General features: G+C 63.7%; 19 protein-coding genes. 10 read left to right on the top strand and 9 right to left on the bottom strand.

The window, feature by feature from the left end; genetic code table 11:
* Positions 1-2 precede the first annotated feature (2 nt).
* On the top strand, positions 3-803 hold the full coding sequence (locus LOC59_RS07790; protein WP_227895788.1) for an isoprenyl transferase: 801 nt from the start codon (positions 3-5) through the stop codon (positions 801-803).
* Here the strand turns inward: LOC59_RS07790 and LOC59_RS07785 are convergent.
* Positions 800-1,852: an alpha/beta hydrolase gene (locus LOC59_RS07785; protein WP_227895789.1), complete on the bottom strand. Its 1,053-nt coding sequence runs from the start codon at positions 1,850-1,852 to the stop codon at positions 800-802. The genes LOC59_RS07790 and LOC59_RS07785 overlap by 4 nt on opposite strands.
* A 78-nt stretch (positions 1,853-1,930) precedes the next feature.
* On the opposite strand from LOC59_RS07785, the gene LOC59_RS07780 reads away from it, so the two are divergent.
* The gene (locus LOC59_RS07780; RefSeq protein ID WP_229971343.1) at positions 1,931-3,004 is read left to right on the top strand and encodes a quinone-dependent dihydroorotate dehydrogenase; all 1,074 of its coding nucleotides are present in this window, start codon (positions 1,931-1,933) and stop codon (positions 3,002-3,004) included.
* Between the two features lie 66 nt (positions 3,005-3,070).
* On the opposite strand, the gene LOC59_RS07775 is transcribed toward LOC59_RS07780, so the two are convergent.
* A complete protein-coding gene (locus LOC59_RS07775) occupies positions 3,071-3,673 on the bottom strand; it encodes a DUF3043 domain-containing protein (protein WP_229971341.1) in 603 nt (200 codons plus the stop codon).
* A gap of 138 nt (positions 3,674-3,811) precedes the next feature.
* Between LOC59_RS07775 and LOC59_RS07770 the strand changes: the two genes are divergently transcribed.
* The 7 genes from LOC59_RS07770 (at position 3,812) to LOC59_RS07740 (ending at position 10,496) form a co-directional block, all read left to right on the top strand.
* Entirely contained in the window at positions 3,812-5,218 is a 1,407-nt protein-coding gene (locus LOC59_RS07770; protein ID WP_229971338.1) for a dipeptidase, read from the top strand.
* A gap of 107 nt (positions 5,219-5,325) precedes the next feature.
* On the top strand, positions 5,326-5,718 hold the full coding sequence (locus LOC59_RS07765; protein ID WP_227895793.1) for a HesB/IscA family protein: 393 nt from the start codon (positions 5,326-5,328) through the stop codon (positions 5,716-5,718).
* Positions 5,719-5,902: 184 nt separating this feature from the next.
* A complete protein-coding gene (ctaC, locus tag LOC59_RS07760; RefSeq protein ID WP_227895794.1) occupies positions 5,903-6,748 on the top strand; it encodes an aa3-type cytochrome oxidase subunit II in 846 nt (281 codons plus the stop codon).
* 18 nt (positions 6,749-6,766) lie between these two features.
* Positions 6,767-8,494, top strand: a complete 1,728-nt coding sequence (ctaD, locus tag LOC59_RS07755) for an aa3-type cytochrome oxidase subunit I (RefSeq protein ID WP_227895795.1) — start codon at positions 6,767-6,769, stop codon at positions 8,492-8,494.
* Complete coding sequence (locus LOC59_RS07750) at positions 8,491-8,892, top strand: cytochrome c oxidase subunit 4 (protein WP_227895796.1); 402 nt, start codon at positions 8,491-8,493, stop codon at positions 8,890-8,892. The genes ctaD and LOC59_RS07750 overlap by 4 nt, the downstream gene beginning before the upstream one ends.
* Positions 8,893-9,120: 228 nt before the next feature.
* A complete protein-coding gene (locus LOC59_RS07745; RefSeq protein WP_227916734.1) occupies positions 9,121-9,915 on the top strand; it encodes a GntR family transcriptional regulator in 795 nt (264 codons plus the stop codon).
* A gap of 23 nt (positions 9,916-9,938) precedes the next feature.
* Positions 9,939-10,496, top strand: coding sequence for a hypothetical protein (locus tag LOC59_RS07740; protein WP_227895797.1), 558 nt, complete (start codon positions 9,939-9,941; stop codon positions 10,494-10,496).
* 107 nt (positions 10,497-10,603) lie between these two features.
* Here the strand turns inward: LOC59_RS07740 and qcrB are convergent, their stop codons facing one another.
* The 4 genes from qcrB to ctaE form a co-directional block, all read right to left on the bottom strand.
* The gene (gene qcrB / locus LOC59_RS07735) at positions 10,604-12,298 is read right to left on the bottom strand and encodes a cytochrome bc1 complex cytochrome b subunit (RefSeq protein WP_227895798.1); all 1,695 of its coding nucleotides are present in this window, start codon (positions 12,296-12,298) and stop codon (positions 10,604-10,606) included.
* Positions 12,299-12,300: 2 nt separating this feature from the next.
* Positions 12,301-13,326: a cytochrome bc1 complex Rieske iron-sulfur subunit gene (gene qcrA, locus LOC59_RS07730; RefSeq protein ID WP_227895799.1), complete on the bottom strand. Its 1,026-nt coding sequence runs from the start codon at positions 13,324-13,326 to the stop codon at positions 12,301-12,303.
* Between the two features lie 89 nt (positions 13,327-13,415).
* The gene (qcrC, locus tag LOC59_RS07725; RefSeq protein WP_227895800.1) at positions 13,416-14,201 is read right to left on the bottom strand and encodes a cytochrome bc1 complex diheme cytochrome c subunit; all 786 of its coding nucleotides are present in this window, start codon (positions 14,199-14,201) and stop codon (positions 13,416-13,418) included.
* A 78-nt stretch (positions 14,202-14,279) separates the two neighbouring features.
* Positions 14,280-14,918 carry an aa3-type cytochrome oxidase subunit III gene (gene ctaE / locus LOC59_RS07720; RefSeq protein WP_227895801.1) on the bottom strand — a complete coding sequence of 213 codons (639 nt, stop codon included), beginning with the start codon at positions 14,916-14,918 and terminating at the stop codon, positions 14,280-14,282.
* 159 nt (positions 14,919-15,077) lie between these two features.
* On the opposite strand from ctaE, the gene trpD reads away from it, so the two are divergent.
* Positions 15,078-16,124, top strand: coding sequence for an anthranilate phosphoribosyltransferase (trpD, locus tag LOC59_RS07715; protein WP_229971336.1), 1,047 nt, complete (start codon positions 15,078-15,080; stop codon positions 16,122-16,124).
* 175 nt (positions 16,125-16,299) lie between these two features.
* On the opposite strand, the gene LOC59_RS07710 is transcribed toward trpD, so the two are convergent.
* From LOC59_RS07710 to LOC59_RS07700, 3 genes are read right to left on the bottom strand one after another with little or no spacing between them, the layout of a single operon-like run.
* Positions 16,300-16,581, bottom strand: a complete 282-nt coding sequence (locus LOC59_RS07710) for an Lrp/AsnC family transcriptional regulator (protein WP_229971334.1) — start codon at positions 16,579-16,581, stop codon at positions 16,300-16,302.
* 38 nt (positions 16,582-16,619) lie between these two features.
* Positions 16,620-17,018 (bottom strand): DUF3054 domain-containing protein, encoded by a 399-nt coding sequence (locus LOC59_RS07705; protein ID WP_227895804.1) that lies wholly within the window; start codon positions 17,016-17,018, stop codon positions 16,620-16,622.
* Positions 17,015-17,617 carry a TetR/AcrR family transcriptional regulator gene (locus LOC59_RS07700; RefSeq protein WP_227895805.1) on the bottom strand — a complete coding sequence of 201 codons (603 nt, stop codon included), beginning with the start codon at positions 17,615-17,617 and terminating at the stop codon, positions 17,015-17,017. The genes LOC59_RS07705 and LOC59_RS07700 overlap by 4 nt, the downstream gene beginning before the upstream one ends.
* Positions 17,618-17,635: the final 18 nt, after the last annotated feature.

Genomic DNA, 17,635 nt, shown 5'->3' with positions numbered 1-17,635 from the left:
CTTTGAGGTCTTCCCGCAAGAGTCCGGCCGCTGCGCCCTGGCCGCACCCCTCCGGTGCGGTTCCCCCGCCGCTTCCGCGGGAACTCGTCCCCGCCCACGTGGCAATCGTCATGGACGGCAACGGACGCTGGGCGAACCAGCGCGGACTGCCGCGCACTGAAGGCCACCGGGCTGGTGAAGCGGCCCTGCTGGACGTGATGGCCGGCGCCGTCGAAATCGGAATCAAGCATGTTTCGGTCTATGCCTTCTCGACGGAAAACTGGAAGCGGTCCCCCGAGGAGGTCCGCTTCCTGATGAACTTCAGCCGGGACGTACTGCGCCGCCAGCGAGACCAGCTGGACGAGTGGGGTGTCCGTATCCGCTGGTCGGGCCGGCGTCCGCGGTTGTGGCAGAGCGTCATCCGGGAGTTGGAGACCGCCGAAGAGCAGACAAAGGCCAACTCCACCTGCACGCTGAACATGTGCGTCAACTACGGCGGACGGGCAGAAATCACCGACGCCGTCAGTGCGATTGCCCAGGATGTGAAGGACGGCAAACTCCGGCCCGGCAGCATCTCGGAAAAGACGATCCAGCGCTACCTGGACGAGCCGGATCTGCCCGACGTCGACCTCTTCCTGCGCACGTCTGGAGAGCAGCGTCTCTCCAACTTCATGCTGTGGCAGTCCGCGTACGCGGAGATGGTGTTCATGGACACGCTCTGGCCCGATGTGGACCGGCGCACCCTGTGGGAAGCCGTGGAGATCTACGCTCGCCGCGACCGCCGGTACGGGGGAGCGGTGGACCAGGCCGCTGCAGGCAGCTAGGCCCGCTGCGTCAACAGGTACGCCGCAGCCCACCGGTCCAGCCCGGCGTAGACCTGCCTCCGGACCGGCTTTGCGGACAGCAGCACGTCATGCAGGGCGCCGTCGAAGCGGAGGACCGTTACCGCTGGTCCCAGCAGGAGGCCGCGCTGCACCATGAGGTTCACGTCGAGCACGCTGTCGGAAGTCATCATGGACGGGTTCCAGGTGGTACCGATGGTGGAGTGGGCCGAAGCCATGAGCAGGATCGGAACGTTGACGTCCAGGCCCCGGGCAACCTGCGCGTGCCCAGCGAGGACGGCGGAAACCCAGCCCGCGCGGATCGGCCAGCTGCCTGGCGGCTTCCACTGGGGATGCAGGTCCCACTCACCGTCAGCATCGGCACTGAGGCTTCGCCAGTAGTAGTCCAGTTCGGGAATTTTCAGGCGCGCCTTCGGCCGTGTCCGGGCGAGCGGCTCCAGCAGTCCCGCAGCGGCGTTGCGTGCCAGTGAGCTCCCGCGCAGTTCCAGCCAGGGGCTGTTCAGCATCAGTGCCTCGATCCGGCCGGGGTTCCGGTTCGCCCACAGTGAGGCCACCAGGCCGCCGGTGGAGTGCGCCATGAGGGAAATCCGGACCGGTGTGTCCTCGCCCCGTGCCGCATGTACATCCACCGCGACGGCCTCCAGCGCTGCCTCGATGTCGGCGTCGTAGTCTGAAAGGTCCGTGACGAAACCTTCGGACTGGCCCGGCCGCAGGCTCCGTCCATACTTGCGCAGGTCCAGTGCGTAGAACGCGACACCGCGCTCCGCCCAGAATGCGGCCAGTTCGGTTTGGAAGAAATAGTCCGCCCAGCCGTGAATGTAAATTACGGCATGGACTGCCTCCGGCTCCACGGGTACGCGGAAGCGGGAAACGGCTTCGCGGACGCGGCCCAGGAACGACGGCGGCGGGGGCGGCTTGGGGGTATAGGAGACCAAGGTGGCCTGAAGCGGACCTTCCTCATCGGCACCGAGGTCCAAGGTCAAGTAACGGTACCCGTCGCCGAGCGTGTCCGGCTGCCAGTTTTGCACCATATATCGACAATACGCGAACATCGTGCCTTATCCGGGCCGGGATTTGGCAGCGGACCCGCGTAGTGGAAGCATTAAAGTATGCGCGTCTACCCCACGTTCTTCCGGATCGTGTTCTCCGGAATGGATCCCGAAAAAGCCCACAAGATCGGTTACGAAGCCATCCGTGCCGTTGCCTGCACACCCGCGGCACCGCTGATGCGTGCCGTGATGCGGCCGGCCCCGGAACTGGCCACCGAAGCGCTGGGACTCACCTTCCCCTCGCCGTTTGGCCTGGCCGCAGGCTTCGACAAGGAAGCGTCCGCCGTTGTCGCCCTGACCAACCTCGGGTTCGGCCACGTGGAGGTTGGGACCGTCACCGCCCAGGCCCAGCCGGGCAACGCCAAGCCCCGGCTCTTCCGCCTGGTCGAGGACCGTGCAGTCATCAACCGCATGGGCTTCAACAACGACGGCGCCGCAGCAGTGGCCCCCCGGGTGCGGAAGGCCGTCGACGGCTTGTACCGCCGCTGGGGCCGGAACCGGCCGATCGTGGGCGTGAATATCGGCAAAACGAAGAAGGTAGACCTCGCCGACGCCGTCGAAGACTACCTGGCCAGCACCCGGCTGCTTGCCGCCGACGCCGACTACCTGGTGGTCAACGTCAGTTCGCCCAACACGCCCGGACTGCGGCAGCTGCAGGACATCGACTCGCTGCGGCCGCTGCTGCAGGCGGTCGGCGAAACAGCGGACGAGACTGCGGGACGCCATGTTCCCCTGCTCGTCAAGATCGCGCCGGACCTCACCGATGAAGACATCGACGACGTCGCCCGTCTGGCACTCGACCTGAAGCTGGACGGCGTGGTGGCCACCAACACCACGGTGCAGCGTTCAGGCCTGGTGACTGACCCGGAGACCGTGATTGCCGCCGGGGTCGGTGGACTCAGCGGAGCGCCGCTGAAGGAGCGCTCCCTCGAAGTGCTGCGCCGGCTGCGTGCCGCCCTCGGCGAGGGACCGGTCATTATCTCTGTCGGAGGGGTCGAGACGGGGGATGACGTCCAGCAGCGCCTCGACGCCGGGGCGAACCTGGTCCAGGGATACACGGCCTTCCTCTATGAGGGCCCGTTCTGGGCGGCTCGAATCAACCGCCGGCTGCAGAAACTCCAGCGCCGCCGGTAGGAGTCTTTCCCCGCCGGGCAACTAAAAAGGGAGGGACCCGCGGGTCCCTCCCTTTTTCAGCCGGAACTAGGAAACCTTGTCTCCGCGGCGTACCTGGGGCTTGGGCAGACGGAACCGGCGCAGCTGGAGCGCGCGGGAAATGCCGTACCAGACGTCGCCCTGGTTCGGGGCACCGAACTTGGCGGTGAGCTTGCGGCGGAGAACCATGCGGATCCGGAAGCTGTCGATGATCACCAGGACGATCAGGGCCCAGAACGCCATGAGGATGAAGCTCTGCACGGTGAGGTTCTGGATGAAGCTTGCCACCACGAACACGGCGGCGGCGATCATGACGAACTCGCCGACATTCCAGCGGGCGTCGACGACGTCGCGGACAAAGCGGCGGTTCGGTCCCTTGTCCCGCAGGGGGAGGTAGCGCTCGTCACCGGTATCGAGTGCTGCGCGGGTCTTCAGCCGCTCTTCGCGCATGGCGGCACGGTTGGCTTCGCGGGCAGCCTTGCGGTCGTTGGGAACCAGGGGGCGCTGGCGCGCGGCTACCTGGTCCTTGCGCCGGGGCGTCGGTGCCCCTTTGCCTGCCTGGGCAGCCTTGCGCGCCTCTTCCGCTTGGGCCGAGGCTGCGTGGTCCACAGTTTCCTGCGCGGTGGGCGCTTCTTTCTTTCGTCCGAACACTCATCAAGGATACCCGAAGCCCGGCTCTGCTGTTCGCGTTCGGCGGGTTGTGAAGCGCGCCGGCTGAAGGGCCGGGGGAGCAGGCCCCTGACAACTCCGCCCTGCAGGCAGGGCGGACAGAGTTGTAGGGTTTGGGCTATGACAACGACTTCCGAAACTGCCGGCAGCCTGCCGGAAGAAGCCGCCCTGCGCGCCAGCGTGTCGGCGGGTTTCCCCCGAACACTGCAAGACCTCAAGGACCTGGTGGCCATTCCCGGCATCGCCTGGGATTCCTTCGACGTTGCCAACCTGGACCGCTCTGCAGAGGCAGTGGCCGCGTTGCTCCGCGGCACAGGCCTGGACGAGGTGCAGATCCTGCGCGTTGACAACAACGGCAAGCCGGGCGGCCCCGCCGTCGTCGCCCGCAGGCCGGCCAAGGAGGGCATGCCGACGGTGCTGCTGTACGCCCACCATGACGTACAGCCGCCCGGTGATCCGCAGCTTTGGGAGACGGAGCCGTTCACGGCGACCGAGCGCAACGGCCGGTTGTACGGCCGGGGTGCGGCGGATGACAAGGCGGGCATCATGGTCCACATCGGCGCACTGCGCGCATTGGATGAAGTGCTCGGTGCAGGTTCCGGCGTCGGAATCACGTTCTTCATTGAAGGCGAGGAAGAAGCGGGTTCGCCGACATTCCGTACCTTCCTTGAGACCCACAGGGAGCTGTTGAAGGCGGATGTCATCGTGGTGGCAGATTCCGGAAACTGGAAGGTGGGGACACCGGCGCTGACCACGAGCCTGCGCGGCCTGGTGGACGGCACCTTCGAGGTGCGGGTCCTGGGACACGCCGTGCACTCGGGCATGTTCGGCGGCCCGGTGCTGGATGCCCCAACCCTGCTGGCCCGGCTGATCAGCACCCTCCACGACAGCCAGGGCAATCTCGCCATCGAAGGCCTGGTCGGGTTCGACGAGGCGCAGGTGGACTACCCGGAGCAGGACTTCCGCGAGGACTCCTCTGTGCTCGATTCCGTGCAGCTGGCCGGCACCGGGTCCATTGCGTCCCGGCTCTGGACCAAGCCCGCCCTGTCAATCATTGGCATTGATGTTCCGTCCGTTGCGATGTCGTCCAACACGATCCAGCCCGTGGCCCGCGCCAAGTTCAGCCTCCGGCTCGCACCGGGACAGGATCCCGCAGCTGCTGAGGAAGCGGTTGCCCGCCACATGGAAGCCAACCGCCCGTTCGGTGCGGAGGTTGTCTTCACACCGGGGGAGCGAGGCAACGCCTTCGCGACGGACACCTCCGCACCGGCCGCACAGACTGCACTCTGGGCCCTGGAAAGGGCTTGGGGGACACCTCCCGTCGAAATGGGAGTCGGCGGTTCCATACCGTTCATCGCCGACCTCGTGGAAGTCTTCCCGTCCGCCCAGATCCTGGTCACAGGCGTCGAAGACCCTGACTCACGGGCGCACTCCGCCAACGAGTCCCTGGACCTCGGTGACTTCGAAAAGGCAATCCTCGCGGAAGCACTTGTCCTGGCCCGTCTGGGAATGCCTGAAACCCCCTAGTCCGTTACCTAAGCAGGGGTGCGCCGACGTACCATTGAGTGAACTGGCACCGCTTCAGGCAGCCGCAGTGCGGCCGAAGGGGTAGCCCGGATGGAAAGAGAGAAGCAATGAGCACTTCCACGAGTGAGAACGCCGCCGGCCTGGCCGGAACCGAAGCCGCCGAAGAACTGCCCACCCACGACGTGACGCTGTCCGACGTAGCTGCCGGCAAGGTCCGCTCCCTCCTCGAGCAGGAGGGACGCACGGATCTCAGGCTCCGTGTCGCCGTCCAGCCCGGAGGCTGCTCGGGTCTGATCTACCAGCTCTACTTCGATGAACGCGTGCTGGACGGGGACGCAGTGCGCGACTTCGACGGCGTCGAGGTCATCGTCGACAAGATGAGCGTTCCGTATCTCTCGGGAGCATCCATCGACTTCGAAGATACGATTTCCAAGCAGGGTTTCACCATCGACAATCCAAATGCCGGCGGATCCTGTGCCTGTGGAGACTCCTTCCACTAGGTTTGAAGGCACGGCTTCCGGGCCGTAACAGAGCGCTTTTTGACCGGCACGCGGTGCGGTCTGTCACTGGACAGCACCGCGTGCAGGGTAAGCTCTACACGTAGTAGTAAAACTATCGTGCGCAGCTGGGGGATTTTTCTGTCCGCTGTGCCGCACTTGCACGTAACAAGAGGAAGGGCCGTCTGTGAGTTCGCAGGACCGAACCAGCAGCCGACGCGCCAGGATCTTAAAGATCTCAGCCGTAACGTCGGCCGGCGCGTTGTTTTTATCGGGTTGTTCGTCAGATGTCCAAAAGGGCTGGTTGCCCACGGAACGCGACACGACCAATCACACCGGCCGCATCATGGACCTCTGGGTCAATTCATGGATCGCAGCGCTGGCAGTGGGCATCCTCACCTGGGGTCTGATCCTCTGGTGCATCATCGCCTACCGCCGGCGCAAGAATGAGACCGGCTACCCGCGCCAGCTCAGCTACAACCTGCCGCTGGAAATCTTCTACACGGCTATTCCGCTGTTCATGGTTCTGGTGCTCTTCTTCTTCACCGACCGCGATATCCGCGCCCTTGACGCCCGCGTAGACGATCCCGACGTCATTGTCGACGTCCGGGGCAAGCAGTGGGCGTGGGACTTCAACTATGTCAAGGAAGACAAGTACTACAGCGGTGTCCAGGTGAACCTGGACGGCGAGGAAAAGTCTCAGGACGAGTTCCCGACCCTGTACCTTCCGGTCAACAAGTCTGTTGAACTGCAGCTGAACGCCCGCGACGTCATCCACTCATTCTGGGTGCCTGCGTTCCTGCAGAAGCGGGACATGATCCCCGGCCGCACCAACTACATCACCCTCACCCCGCAGCAGGAAGGCACCTTCGAAGGTAAGTGTGCCGAACTCTGCGGCGAGTACCACTCCGAAATGCTCTTCAACGTGAAGGTCGTCTCCGAGGCCGAGTACGAGGCCTACGTTGCAACGCTCAACGATGGCCAGCTGGGCGCGGAATACGACCGCAACACCAACCTGAATCCGACGAAGTAAGGAGGTAGGAGGAAAGCTATGACTACCCTGGAATACACTTCGGAGGAATCAGGCACACGGGTCGCCCCGCGCGTCGTGCCAGTCTCCAAGGGACGCATCGTCGTCAATTGGATCACCTCCACTGACCACAAGACCATCGGGTACATGTACCTGATTGCGTCATTCATTTTCTTCTGCCTTGGCGGCGTGATGGCCCTGGTCATCCGTGCCGAGCTGTTTGAACCCGGTATGCAGATCCTGCAGACCAAGGAACAGTACAACCAGCTGTTCACCATGCACGGCACTGTCATGCTCCTGATGTTCGCCACGCCGCTCTTCTCGGGCTTCGCGAATGTGATCATGCCCCTCCAGATCGGTGCACCCGACGTCGCCTTCCCGCGGCTGAACGCACTGGCCTTCTGGTTCTTCCTGTTCGGCAGCATCATCGCCGTCTCCGGCTTCATCACCCCCCAGGGCGCCGCGTCCTTTGGCTGGTTCGCCTATGCACCGTTGTCTAATACAACGTTCTCGCCAGGTGTCGGCGGTGACCTATGGGTCTTCGGCCTTGCACTCTCCGGCTTCGGCACCATTCTCGGCGCCGTGAACTTCATTACGACGATCATCTGCATGCGTGCCCCGGGCATGACCATGTGGCGTATGCCGATCTTCACCTGGAACACGCTGGTTACCGGCATCCTGATCCTGATGGCCTTCCCGCCGCTGGCAGCAGCTCTCTTCGCCCTCGGTGCAGACCGCCGTTTTGGTGCCCACATCTTCGATCCGGAAAACGGCGGCGCTGTCCTCTGGCAGCACCTGTTCTGGTTCTTCGGCCACCCCGAGGTGTACATCATCGCCCTGCCGTTCTTCGGCATCGTCTCGGAGATCTTCCCGGTCTTCAGCCGCAAGCCGATCTTCGGCTACAAGGGCCTGGTCTACGCAACGATCGCCATTGCTGCCCTGTCCGTCACCGTGTGGGCCCACCACATGTACGTGACCGGCGCTGTCATGCTGCCGTTCTTCGCCTTCATGACCATGCTCATCGCAGTTCCAACCGGTGTGAAGTTCTTCAACTGGATCGGCACCATGTGGCGCGGATCGATCACCTTTGAAACCCCGATGCTCTGGAGCATTGGCTTCCTGATCACCTTCCTCTTCGGTGGCCTGACCGGCATCATCCTGTCCGCCCCGCCGCTGGACTTCCACGTCTCGGACACCTACTTCGTGGTAGCGCACTTCCACTACGTTGTCTTCGGAACCGTCGTCTTCGCGATGTTCGCCGGATTCTACTTCTGGTGGCCCAAGTGGACCGGCAAGATGCTCAACGAGCGCCTCGGCAAGATCCACTTCTGGCTGCTGTTCCTGGGCTTCCACGGCACGTTCATGATCCAGCACTGGCTGGGCGTCATCGGCATGCCGCGCCGTTACGCGGACTACCTGGTGGAGGACAACTTCACCGTGATGAACCAGTTCTCCACAATTGCCTCCTTCGTCCTGGGTGCCTCCCTGATTCCGTTCTTCTGGAACGTGTACATCACCTGGCGCCACGGTAAGAAGGTCGAAGTTGATGACCCCTGGGGCTTCGGAGCATCGCTCGAGTGGGCTACGTCCTGCCCGCCGCCGCGCCACAACTTCACCTCGCTGCCGCGCATCCGCTCGGAGCGTCCGGCACTGGACCTGCACCACCCCGAACTCCAGCAGACCGTGACCAACGAGTCTGCACCGGGCAAGGTGTACGGTTCCGCTGACCGCAAGGAGGCCACCAAGTGAAAATCGAGTCCAATCTCTTCCTGCTGATGGCTCCGTTCTTCGCAGTGGTTGGCGTTGTCTACGGCTACCTCGTGGACTGGATGGAACCGGTAGGCTACCTGGCTCTCTTCCTGACGGCCGGCATGTCCCTCATGGTCGGCTACTACCTGGCCTTCACCGCACGCCGGATCGGCATGCGCCCGGAGGACCGCCTCGACGCGGAAATCCATGAAGGATCCGGCGAACAGGGCTTCTTCAGCCCGTGGAGCTGGTGGCCCCTGGTGCTGGCAACTGCCTGCGCCGGAGGTTTTCTCGGCCTGGCAGTGGGCTGGTGGGTGCTGTACATCAGCGCCGGCCTCGCCGTCGTCGCCCTCATCGGCTGGGTTTTCGAATACAGCCGCGGCAACCACGCGCACTAGGCTAACCGCCTGACGGCTTGCACAAAGGAAGGACCCGCAGGAAACTGCGGGTCCTTCCTTTTTTGTGCGTTCCCCCGCCTCTTGCGGCTGGGAGGCAGTTGCTGCCGGCAGCTGGCGCAACTGGCCCCTGGAGGGGTAGCGGGGCCGGTATCCTAGAGATACTGCCGCACTCCTTCTGAAGGGTCCCGTCCGTATGCCCGTTACGCCTGCCTGCCCCGGCCTGCCGTGATCAAGCGTGCCCTGCGCGATTTCCCGGAGAGCATCGATCCGGCGTCGGGGGTCTCCAAACACCGGCAGCTGGAGGGGATTCTCCGCCGCTTCGTGGAGCTGCACGCCCCTGCCGGGGCAGCAGTGCCCTCGGAGCGCGAGTTGGCGGAACACTTTGGCGTGGCCCGCATGACGGTCCGCCAGGCCATCGACACACTCGTGGCCGACGAAGTCCTTGAACGCATCGTAGGGGTTGGCACGTTTGTAGCCCGGCCGAAGATGGACCTGCAGATCAAGCTCACCTCCTACAGCGAAGAAATGCACCGCCGCGGCATGGTCCCCGATGCGCGTGTCCTGACCTTTGAACAGGTTGGCGCGTCCCACCTGGTGGCCAGGGAGCTGCAGATCGAACCCGGACAGCCGGTGGTGCGCTTCCGCCGGCAGCTGCTGGCAGACGGCGAACCGATGAGCGTCGATGAAAACTTCATTCCGGCCTGGCACGTCCCCGGGATGCTCGAGGAGGATCCTCCCACGTCCCTCTACCGAGTGCTCAGCGAGCGGTACGGCATGGTCATTGAATGGGGCGAGGACACCATAGAAGCCACTGCTGCATCAGCCTCAATCGCACGCCTGCTCAACGTTGAGCTGGGTGCACCGCTGTTGAAGATCCAGCGCCATGCCTATGTTTCGCGGTCCATGGTCGACTACTCGGTGTCCTACTACCGCGCTGACCGCTACAAGCTCTGGGTACCGCTTCAGCGGCCGGGCATTAGAACTCCACGTACCTATCACCCCGGACGCCACCAGGCGACCTGAACCAAGAATGGAGGGATCGCCGAATGGAGATCCTGAGGATGTACAAGCAGGACCCGCCCCGCGGGATGCTCTTCAAGGAAGCGGTCTATGAGCCCGAAGATCGTACGCTCATGGTGACGAAGGGCCGGGTCGGGAATGAGGGCAGGGTTTCCGTCCGTGAGAACGTGGATGCCGGCAAAGCCGAGCAGCTGCTCGAGGAATTCGCGGCTGCTGCCGAGGGGGAGGGTTTCGCAGAGATCCCCGAGGAGGAACAGCACTGGGTCATCGCGCAGTACGCCCTGAAGTCGAAGGACGGAACGGAACGTGACCGCTACCTGGAGCACAAGGCGTCCACCGCAATCGGAACCTATTTCGCCTGGCGTGGACTCGGTTCTGTGGAGGAGACCGGTTTTAGCCCCTACAAGCTGAACATCCTCTGCCTGGTCCCCGATGTGAAGCTCGCGGTCCGGGGAATCCAGGTGGTCATCAGGGAAAGCCGCCTGGACTTCACCAAGCTGAGCATTGGCACAGCTCCGTTCGCTGACCTGGAGCATCCCGTCAGGAAGTATCCGCTGCCCTCCAAGGTCCCCTTCGAACTCTAGGACCCCGCAGAAGGCCTGCGGCGGATGGTGCTGCCCGGCTCACCGGCGGGGGATACAGAAAACCCCCGGCCAGCAAATGCTGGCCGGGGGTTTCTTGTATCTAGGAGCTAGTGCTTCTCGATGGACTCTGGAGCCCTGTCCTCTTCACGTGCCTCAACCTCGGTAGGCGACTCATGGTGGTGAGCTGCCTCGAGTTCGGCCGGCGTTACCGGAGCAACGCGGTCTTCGAAGAAGAACCGTGACAGTGCGCCGCGGCGCTTTTCGCTGCGGCTGATCTTGCCCTTGGCATCCGGCTGGGCCGGCGTAACCTCGGGGGAATCGAACGCAACGAGCTTGTAGCGCTTGTACTCGTCCAGCGGTTCGTGGACTTCGATGTACTCGCCGTGCGGGAGGCGGACAATTCGGCCGCTTTCCACACCGTGGAGAACAATCTCGCGGTCCTTGCGCTGCAGCGCCAGGGCGATGCGGCGGGCCACGATGAAGCCGATGACCGGACCGAAGAAGAACAGGAAGCGCAGCCAGTAGGTTACGTCGTTCAGCGACACCATGAAGTGCGTGGCGATGAGGTCGGAGCTGGCGGCTGCCCACATAACGCAGTAGAAGATGACGCCGGCAACACCGATGGCGGTGCGGGTCGGAGCGTTGCGCGGACGGTCCAGCAGGTTGTGGATGCGCTTGTCCTTGGTAACCCAGGCTTCGATCCACGGCCACGCGAAGAGGAGGCCGAAGACGATTCCAGCGGGAACCAGGGCCGGCAGCAGCACGTTCAGGGACAGCGTGTTGACGCCCCAGGGGAACGGAATGTTCCATTCGAACGGCATACCGAACAGCCAGCCCGGCATCAGGCGCAGCGCGCCGTCGACCCAGCCGATGTACCAGTCAGGCTGGGTGCCTGCGGACACGGGGGAGGGGTCATACGGGCCGTAGTTCCAGATCGGGTTGATCGTGAACACCGCTGAGATGAAAGCGACGATGCCGAAGACGATGAAGAAGAATCCACCGGCCTTGGCAGCGTAGACCGGGCCGACCGGGAAGCCGACAACGTTGGTGTTGGTGCGTCCCGGGCCGCGCCACTGGGTGTGCTTGTGGATGACAACCATGAACAGGTGGATGGCGATCATCAGCAGGATCAGGGCAGGGACCAGCAGGATGTGCAGTACGTACAGCCGGCCGATCACGGCAGTTCCGGGGAACTCTCCGCCGAACAGGAAGAAGCTGATGTAGGTACCAACAACCGGAACGGCCTTGATGACGCCGTCGATGATCCGCAGGCCGTTGCCGGAGAGCAGATCGTCGGGGAGGGAGTAACCGGTGAAGCCGGCAGCAAGGGCCAGGATCAGCAGAACGCCGCCGACAACCCAGTTCAGTTCACGGGGCTTGCGGAACGCGCCCGTGAAGAAGACGCGCAGCATGTGAACGGAGACCGAGGCCACGAACAGCAGTGCCGACCAGTGGTGCACCTGGCGCATAAACAGACCGCCGCGGATGTCGAAGGAAATATCCAGCGACGACGCGTAGGCCACGGACATTTCGACGCCCTTGAGCGGCACGTAGCTGCCCTCATAGTGCGTCTCCGCCATGGACGGATCGAAGAAGAACGTCAGGAACGTTCCGGATAGCAGCAGGATGACGAAGCTGTAGAGCGCCACTTCACCGAACATGAAGGACCAGTGGTCAGGGAAGACCTTGCGGCCGAACTCCTTGACCATCATCGATCCGCTGACGCGGGTGTCGACGAAGTTGGTGATGCGCCCGAGCTTGGTCTTCGGCTCGTAGGTTCCGGTTGCAGAGGTAGCACTCATGGTTAGCCACGCTCCCAGTAGCTCGGTCCAACGGGTTCAGTGAAGTCGCTGGTGGCGATGAGGTAGCCCTCGTCGTCGACGGCGATCGGCAGCTGAGGCAGAGGACGAACGGCCGGCCCGAAGATGACTGCGCATTCCTGCGTCAGGTCGAACGTGGACTGGTGGCACGGGCACAGCAGGTGGTGCGTGTGCTGTTCGTAGAGTGCCACGGGGCAGCCAACGTGGGTGCAGATCTTGGAGTAAGCGACAATGCCGTCTACGGACCAGTCTTCACGCCCGGGGGAGGGGTTCAGCTCCGAAGGATCCAGGCGCATCAGCAGGACGACGGCCTTGGCCTTCTCTTCCAGCTTGTGCTCGGCGTCGTTCAGGCCTTCCGGAATCACGTGGAATGCGGAACCGAGGGTGACGTCGGAGGCCTTGATCGGAGTGCCGCTGGGGTCGCGGGTCAGGCGTACGCCGTTGTCCCACATGGTGTGGCGCAGGACGTTGCCGGGAAGCGGACCCAGGTCGCGGAACATGACGATAGCCGGCAGCGGAGCCAGTGCCACAGCACCCAGGAGGGTGTTGCGGATCAGCGGACGGCGCTTGATGCCGGTTTCCTCGATGATGTCGCCGATCATCTTTTCGGCGATGACGCGATCCTCTTCGGGACGGATCTCGTGGCGCTCTTCGATGACCTCATGATCGGGCATGAGCGTCTTGGCCCAGTGAACGATTCCGACACCGATTCCGAGCATCGCGAATGCGGTGCCCAGGCCCAGGAAGAGGTTCTGCACCCGAAGGGTGCCGATGCTCTCGTCCAGGCGAATAAAGAAATACCCGTAGAAAAAGAGGAGCGTACCGAGTACGGAGATGGCGAACAGGATCGCCACCTGCTTCTCGGAGCGCTTCTCAGCCCGGGGATCCGTATCGGCCAGGCGAGGACGGTGCGGGGGAAGTCCAGGATTCTGGAATTCCCCTTCTTCGCCCTGGCCAGCCGTAGCGACGGTGCCCGAGGTGTTCGGACTGCCGTGACTATGGTCGCCCATGATCCCCCTCATCCTTCTCTTGAAACTGCATTAGTAGACCTATGTGTAACTGTGATGTCACCCCGGGGGGTGAGCGCGGTGATGACTGACTAGGAAGACCGGGAGGTCAACCAGATGGTGAAAGCGATGATGAGGCCAAGGCCTGCGGTCCAGATGAACAGACCTTCGGAAACCGGGCCCAGTGAACCGAGCTCGGCTCCACCGGGGGAACCATTGGCTTCGATGTTCTTCAGGAAGGTGATGACGTCCTGCTTCTCCTCGGGGGAGAGGTTGGCGTCAGAGAAGACGGGCATGTTCTGCGGGCCTGTGACCATGGCTTCGTAGATGTGCTTCTCGGAAACGCCTTCAAGGGCAGGAGCGAACTTTCCGCGGGTCAGTGCGCCGCCGGCACCGGCCGCGTTGTGGCACATGGCGCAGTTGACGCGGAACAGCTCGCCGCCGGCAGCGGCGTCGCCGGTGGTCTCGAGGTACTCTTCCTCCGGCAGTGCGGGGCCGGCTCCCAGGGACGCCACGTAGGCGGCCATCTGGGCGGTCTGTTCTTCGTTGAACTGTGCCGGCTTCTGCTGGGCCTGCGGGCCCTGCATCGCCATGGGCATGCGGCCGGTTCCTACCTGGAAGTCGACGGAGGCTGCGCCAACGCCTACGAGGGAGGGACCGTTCTCGGTGCCGCTGGCTTCCATGCCGTGGCAGGTGGCGCAGTTGGCAATGAAGAGCTTCTCGCCCTGCTGCACATCATCGGCAGTGTAGGTGGTGGCGGCCTGGGCTTCATTCGCTCCGGAAGCAGCTGCGTAGATGCCGCCGGTAACGATGAGGCCCAGAAGCAGCAGTACTACTGCTGCCAGGGGATGACGTCGCCTTTGCGATAGTGCCTTCACTTAGTGGTTCCTAACTTATGTGGTCTTTTGGTTGCTCGTGCCACGTGGATATTGCTGGGGTGCCCGTGGAGGGCGTGACTACTTCAGGAAGTAGATGATGACGAAGAGGGCAATCCAGACCACGTCAACGAAGTGCCAGTAGTACGACGTCACGATCGCGGAGGTCGCCTCGAAGTGGCCGAACCGCTTCGCGGCGTAGGCGCGTCCGATGATGAACAGGAATGCAATCAGGCCGCCGGCAACGTGCAGGCCGTGGAAGCCGGTGGTGATGTAGAACGAGGAGCCGTACGCGTTGGAAGACAGCGAGATCCCGTGGGACACGAGCTCTGCGTATTCGTAGGCCTGAACGGCAACAAAGATGGCGCCGAGGATGAAGGTCAGGAAGAACCACTCGACCATTCCCCATCGTGCAATCTGGAAGAAGCCGCCGGTACGGCGGGGCTGGAGCCGCTCGGCGGCAAAGACACCGAACTGGCAGCTAAAGGAGCTGGAAACAAGGATCACCGTGTTCACAAACGCGAAAGGCACGTTCAGCTTGGCCGTCTCGATCTCCCACATCTCGCCCGAGGTGGAGCGGAGAGTGAAGTACATCGCGAAGAGCGCAGCAAAAAACATGAGTTCGCTGGAGAGCCACACCACGGTCCCTACGGAGACCATATTGGGGCGGTTCAGCGTGGGGTGAGCCGGGGTACTGGGGGCATGGGTCGCTGTTGTCACATAGACATTATGGCGGTAAAACTCTCCCTTTCACCAACAGAACTGTACGAACGGCGCGTCCGGATCGTTCCCAAACCGCTCACTTCCCAGCAACGGCGCGGAAGTTGCTCTCCGGAAACAAATCAGCATTTTCTACGATTCGTAGATAACCTAGGGCGTGTGAGTACGTTTCCGAGTTCCGAGCACACCTGGCCGTCGCTGATTACCGCACTCATCGCGGGGGAGGACCTGAGCACCCAACAGACCCGGTGGGCCATGAACACGATCATGGCAGGAGACGCCTCGGATGCCCAGATTGCCGGCTTCCTGGTGGCGCTGCGGGCGAAGGGCGAGAGCGTCCAGGAGCTGGCAGGCCTGGTTGAGGCCATGCTCGAAAACGCCCGGCCCATCGACATCCCGGGAGAAACACTGGACATCGTGGGCACAGGCGGTGACAGGCATAACACCGTTAATATTTCCTCGATGGCTGCGCTGGTCTGCGCCGGTGCCGGAGCGAGGGTGGTCAAGCACGGCAACCGGGCCGCTTCCTCCTCCTCGGGCTCGGCCGACGTGATTGAAGCCCTGGGCGTCCGGCTTGACCTGCCCGTTGAGAGGGTCGCGGACGCCGCAGTGCGCGCCGGCATCACCTTTTGCTTCGCACAGGTCTTTCACCCCTCGATGCGGTTTGCCGCCGTCGCCCGCCGCGACATGGGCGTTGCCACAGCGTTCAACTTCATGGGCCCGCTGACGAATCCCGCCCGCCCGTCCGCCTCGGCGATCGGCGTTGCCGATGAACGGCTGGCACCCCTCATCGCCGGAGTGCTGGCGGCCAGGGGAGTCCGGGCACTGGTCTTCCGCGGCGGCGACGGGCTCGATGAACTGACCACCACGGGTGCCTCTACGGTGTGGGAGGTCCGTAACGGCACCGTGGAGCGCTCAGCAGTGGACCCGATGGACCTGGGGATCCCCAGGGCCACTCTGGACGACCTGCGCGGCGGGGACGCTGCGGCCAACGCCGCCGTGGTCCGGAGCGTCCTGGCGGGCGAGAAAGGGCCTGTCAGGGACGCCGTGCTGCTCAATGCCGCTGCTGCACTGGTGGCTCTGGATACCGAGGCGGAGGGAACACTCCTGGAGCGGCTGGCGGCTGGCTTGAGGCGTGCTGAAGCGTCGGTGGACACTGGCAACGCGCGCCGGGCACTTGACCGCTGGGTTGAGGTCACGCAGTAATGCAATTTTCTGCGCCGTGACTGCGCAAAAAGCACAAAAAAAGAGGGAGGCGGACCAGCACTGGGCCGCCTCCCTCTTCGTGTGCTGTTTTGGCCAGAATCACACCGTAGTTCGCCGCCCAAAATGTCCCTGCCGGCGCCCTTAGGGCAGCAAAATACCTGTTTTGCCGGCCTAACTAGCTGTCGAAGCCCAGCGAAAAAGCGGCATCCAGGTCGTGCTTGGAGTAAGCCCGGAAGGCAATTTGGGTGGTGGTTCCAATCACACCCGGGACCTTGGAAAGCCTGTTCGCGATGGTGTCAGCGAGATCCTCGTGGCGTCGAACCCGGGCAATCGCGATGAGGTCCCATTCGCCGGTCACGGAGTAGACCTCGCTGATGCCCTCGATCTCGGAGATTTCCTCTGCGCACTCGGGGATCCGGGCCGAGTCGGTCTGGATGAGTACAAAAGCGGTGATCATGGCTTGCCTTTCGTGTCCTGCTGAGGGCTCGGGCCGGGTCAGGCCCTGTCTCCGAGCCTAGTGGAATTGCGCCCGGCGCGCCCGTGCATGACCGCCGCCGCGAGCCGCGGAACAAGGAGGAAGGCTCCCAGCACGCCGAACGTCACCAGCTGGAAGCTGAGCGCCGTACCGCCGCCGGCCACCGCACGGATGGCCAGGCCTGCCCCCGCCGTGATCAGCCAGAGCAGGATTCCGGTGGGCCACAGGGCATACGGGCGGTGCCACGCCCGGAGCAGCAGCCAGCCGGCGAGGCAGGCCGCGATGAACGGGGACGCCGTCACGGCGACGCCCGCCGGGTCCAGGCCATGGGCATGCGTGTCGCGGCCAAGCGCCGCGAAAACAAGGATGAGGACGACGTCGGCGGCCAGGAAGGCGGGCCAGAAGCGGCGGGTGCTCACCGGGCGCCGGCTCTGCTCTTGCCGCCGTGTTCGCGGACGAAGGGACCGAGGAGCTCGCGGACCAGCTCGTGGACGTCCTGCAGGGTCTTGCCGGACTCGAGGAGCCTGGTCCCGCTGTGCACTATGGCATTAATGAGTTCGGCCGTGCTTGCAGGGTCCGCCGATCCCATCTCCGTCAGGGCGCCGACCAGGGGATCAAGCAGCGCCTGATGCATGCGGTTGCTCTGTGTATCCAGTTCTTCGCCCGGTGCCACGGCTGCCAGGGCACTGCCCACGGCGTGCTCGCCCTCGGCGACCAGCGTGATGTTGGTCATGACGTAGGCCAGGATCCGGTCTGCCGGCAGTTCCTCTGCCGCCATGGCGTCTTCGACCCTGCGCGCCCATCGGGGAAAGACGTCGAGAACCAGGGCGTTCAGGAGGTCCGTGCGGGACTTGTAGTACTGGTAGGCGCTGGGGCGGGCAAGGCCTGCGAGGGCGGCTACTTCGGCCATGCTGGGAGCCTCGCCGGTCTTCGCGAGCAGCGTCTTGGCAGCGTCCAGGAGGGCCCTCTGCTGTGCCGCACGGTGCTCTGCAACCGTGGGGGCGGTAATGCGGGGCAAAGAGCCCTCCTGTCCTGC

This window comes from Arthrobacter sp. zg-Y916 (assembly GCF_020907385.1).
Classification (GTDB): Bacteria; Actinomycetota; Actinomycetes; order Actinomycetales; family Micrococcaceae; genus Arthrobacter_B; species Arthrobacter_B caoxuetaonis.
The sequence above is the reverse complement of the archived record's forward strand: the minus strand, read 5'-3'. Positions and strand labels throughout refer to the sequence as shown.

Excerpts from the sequence above, each read along its gene's own strand:
- LOC59_RS07740 (WP_227895797.1), top strand. The coding sequence starts at position 9,939 with ATGGAGATCCTGAGGATGTACAAGCAGGACCCGCCCCGCGGGATGCTC.
- qcrB (WP_227895798.1), bottom strand. The coding sequence starts at position 12,298 with ATGAGTGCTACCTCTGCAACCGGAACCTACGAGCCGAAGACCAAGCTC.
- ctaD (WP_227895795.1), top strand. The coding sequence starts at position 6,767 with ATGACTACCCTGGAATACACTTCGGAGGAATCAGGCACACGGGTCGCC.
- LOC59_RS07710 (WP_229971334.1), bottom strand. The coding sequence starts at position 16,581 with ATGATCACCGCTTTTGTACTCATCCAGACCGACTCGGCCCGGATCCCC.
- LOC59_RS07785 (WP_227895789.1), bottom strand. The coding sequence starts at position 1,852 with ATGGTGCAAAACTGGCAGCCGGACACGCTCGGCGACGGGTACCGTTAC.
- LOC59_RS07765 (WP_227895793.1), top strand. The coding sequence starts at position 5,326 with ATGAGCACTTCCACGAGTGAGAACGCCGCCGGCCTGGCCGGAACCGAA.
- qcrA (WP_227895799.1), bottom strand. The coding sequence starts at position 13,326 with ATGGGCGACCATAGTCACGGCAGTCCGAACACCTCGGGCACCGTCGCT.
- LOC59_RS07770 (WP_229971338.1), top strand. The coding sequence starts at position 3,812 with ATGACAACGACTTCCGAAACTGCCGGCAGCCTGCCGGAAGAAGCCGCC.
- LOC59_RS07780 (WP_229971343.1), top strand. The coding sequence starts at position 1,931 with ATGCGCGTCTACCCCACGTTCTTCCGGATCGTGTTCTCCGGAATGGAT.